The organism is Mycobacterium sp. (assembly GCF_032162605.1).
In the GTDB taxonomy this organism is placed as follows: domain Bacteria; phylum Actinomycetota; class Actinomycetes; order Mycobacteriales; family Mycobacteriaceae; genus Mycobacterium.
The window spans coordinates 1-3,082 of sequence record NZ_JAVROT010000581.1 but is presented as its reverse complement, the minus strand read 5'-3'; the positions used below and the strand labels follow the sequence as shown (position 1 = coordinate 3,082).

Genomic DNA, 3,082 nt, shown 5'->3' with positions numbered 1-3,082 from the left:
TCCTGAATGACTCGGTGATGGGCTCGGCGTTCACCCAGTACAAGTCGCCAGCGTTCGTCAACCTCGACTTCAGCCCGACCTTCACCATGGCGCTGCTGCAGAAGGACTTCGATCTGGGCCTGGAAGCGGCGAACCTGCTGAAGTCACCGATGCCGATCGCTTCAGCCACCCGGCAGATCGTGGCGCAAGCCGCCGGCTCCGGCCGCGGTGAGGACGAAGACTTCGCGACGCTGCTGCTCGAGGTGGCGCGCGGTGGGGGAATCACCCTGGCACCCGAGAACGTGACCGTCGACGACGGGCTTGCGCCGGTGAACTCGTGACGGCACCGGCGGGTGTGACAACCGCCCCGCGCCCGTTCGGCGCGCCGGGCCACATGGGCGTAGCTTTGTCGAGGACCACAACGAGTGGACCGACACGCAGGTGATCTTCGACATCACCCGCACGCCAGGTGGAACAAGTCTCCGGTTCACCCACCAAGGTCTACGGCCAACCATCGAGTGCTACGAGGCGTGCTTGCGAGGCTTGGATTTCTACATCAACCAGAGCGTGATGAAGAACCTCATCACAGTCGGCACCGGGCAACCCATCCCTCAAGCCGTACCCGGCCCACATGCGGCGGCCAACACCTACCTCTGTAGGCACCCTAAACCCTGCCCTATCACGGCCTTTCGCCCATCACTGCCACACCAGTGAAGGAGCCTGGCGTAAAAGCCATTCCGTATCCACATATCGATTCGGAGCAGTGCTCGCTGACCAAGCGGGCTTCGTCCCCAACCTCGATGCCGCTTGCGTCCCGCATCGCTTCGCCGACCTGCACGCAAACGGTCGTGTAGAGCTGAAATCCGCTGCGGTGTCGGCGCATCAAGATCCTCAGCGATCCGTGAGCGCGGCGTTGCCACGACGCTCCGTCGCCATCGGCCCAGTTGTCCTGTCCGTCGGCGCCCTCCACCGGATACGGCCTTCGGGGCAACGCTGCTGCGGTCGGCCACGCTCGACCGCGGCGCACCCGTAGCGGCTGGCCCCGGTGCCGTCGATTGTTTCGATGTTGGCGTAGAGGTGCGCCCATTTACGTCGTCAGGCCGAGGGCCATCGCGAAGTCCTGCACCGTGAGATCGGGCAGGTCCCCGGGCTGGTGCTGAACACCGGGCGGGGAACTATTGATGGGAACGTTGCCGGCCGACAGGCAGGTAGTTCCCGAGCCGTTCCCGTTGCAGGATTGCTGATCTATTGCGAATGCCGTCGGTGCGGCGGCGATCGCGACTGCGGCAGCACCCGCCGCCAACAGTGGTGCGACGTACTGCAGTTTCATGCTCATGGTGGTTCTCCTTGAAGTGTTGGATTATGTGTAGTTGCCCGTACAGAATTAGCGTGGCCCAGCACCGCTGAGAATCCGTTGAGGGCCACTGAAACCCGTTGAGCATCCATCAACACGCCATAGCTTTAATCGTCCCTTGCCTGGCCGGCATGCAGAGGTTCTGCGTTGGACGACAGGGCTGCCCTTCGGCGAACCCATGTCGTCACCATTGACACCAGTTTGCGGCGCCCCCACCTGGAATCCGCATCCACCCATCAGCATGTACCGCGGTCCGGGGCCACGGACGGTCAAGGCGCCAACAAGATTGCGGCAGCGTCTCTTATCTCAGGCGGCTACCGGTGGGATCGTTGGCGAAGAAGAGGATGTGGTCGGGGCTCGGACGAAGGTGTATGCGGGTGCCGCGCTCGGGTGGGCTGCGCCAGTCGCCGCGCGCGACGATGGGTTTGTCGGCGGTAGTGGTGCTACCGGCGCCGGTAACCAGGCGCCCGTAGATGAAGGCGTCGGAGCCGAGTTCTTCCACGACGTCGACTTCGATTGCGACGCCGTGGCCGTCGATCTCGAAGTGCTCGGGGCGGATGCCGACGACCACTTCGGTTGCGGCGTCCGCGATCTCGCGCGGGATTGGGATGATCCAATCGCCGAGTGAGACGGTTTGATTGAGAACCGGCAGGGTCAAGAGGTTCATTGCGGGCGAACCCATGAACCCGGCTACGAAGACATTGGCCGGGTTGCGGTAGAGCTCGCGTGGGGCGGCGCATTGTTGTAGGACACCGTCGCGCAGTACGGCGACGCGGTGGCCCATGGTCATGGCCTCGACTTGGTCGTGGGTGACGTAGACGGTGGTGGTGGCGAGTTGGCGCTGCAGCGAGGCGATTTGGGTGCGGGTCTGAACCCGCAGTTTCGCGTCGAGGTTGGACAAGGGCTCGTCCATCAGGAACACCTGTGGGCGACGCACGATGGCCCGGCCCATCGCCGCGCGCTGACGCTCTCCACCGGACAGGTCCTTGGGTCTGCGGTCGAGGCACGCCTCCAGGTGGAGCAGCCGGGCGGCGCCGAGGACGCGGTCGCGGATGTCGGCCTTGGACATCCTGGCGACTTTCAGTGAGAAACCCATGTTCTGCGCCACCGTCATGTGCGGGTACAGCGCGAAGTTCTGGAACACCATGGCGATATCGCGATCCTTGGGATCGGCGTCCGTGACATCGCGCGCGCCGATGCGAATAACGCCATCGTCGACGGTCTCGAGGCCAGCCAGCATCCGCAGCGAAGTGGACTTACCGCAGCCGGAAGGCCCGACCAGGACCAGAAATTCGCCATCGCCGATGGTCAGGTCCAGCCGGTCGACCGCGGGCCGATCCGCGCCCGGGTATCGCCTACTCACCTTCTCGAAGGCTATCGATGCCATGAAGAATCCTGCCTCTCTCGAATCATTGCGTCTTCGCGCTTACCGGCCGCCAAAGCCCGACAGGGCGATGCCGCGAATGAAAACTCGTTGAGCGACGGCGTATATGACCACCAGCGGTAGCAGGATCAGCATGGACGCGGCCATCAGCACCGGCCACTTGGAGGTGTACTCCCCCTGCAGATGCACCAGGCCAAGGGTGAGCGGGGAGATGCTGTTGCGCTGGATCATCAGCAACGGCCACAGGAAGTCATTCCACACATTCATCCAAGTGAGCACTGCGAGCACCATGACTGCCGGCCTGGTGTGCGGCAGCAGCACCCGCCAATACACTTGCCACGGCGAGCAGCCGTCGAGTATGGCGG

Annotated in this window: 4 protein-coding genes; 1 reads left to right on the top strand and 3 read right to left on the bottom strand. The window is 63.8% G+C overall.

Annotated features, from left to right (window positions below; all coding sequences use genetic code 11):
* A partial coding sequence (locus QOI01_RS32380) for an NAD-binding protein (RefSeq protein ID WP_526387710.1) occupies positions 1-320 on the top strand: 320 nt, incomplete at its 5' end.
* 746 nt (positions 321-1,066) lie between these two features.
* Here the strand turns inward: QOI01_RS32380 and QOI01_RS32375 are convergent.
* The 3 genes from QOI01_RS32375 to QOI01_RS32365 form a co-directional block, all read right to left on the bottom strand.
* A complete protein-coding gene (locus tag QOI01_RS32375) occupies positions 1,067-1,315 on the bottom strand; it encodes a hypothetical protein (protein ID WP_526387708.1) in 249 nt (82 codons plus the stop codon).
* 319 nt (positions 1,316-1,634) lie between these two features.
* The gene (locus tag QOI01_RS32370) at positions 1,635-2,720 is read right to left on the bottom strand and encodes an ABC transporter ATP-binding protein (protein ID WP_526387706.1); all 1,086 of its coding nucleotides are present in this window, start codon (positions 2,718-2,720) and stop codon (positions 1,635-1,637) included.
* 39 nt (positions 2,721-2,759) lie between these two features.
* A partial coding sequence (locus QOI01_RS32365; RefSeq protein WP_526387704.1) for an ABC transporter permease subunit occupies positions 2,760-3,082 on the bottom strand: 323 nt, incomplete at its 5' end.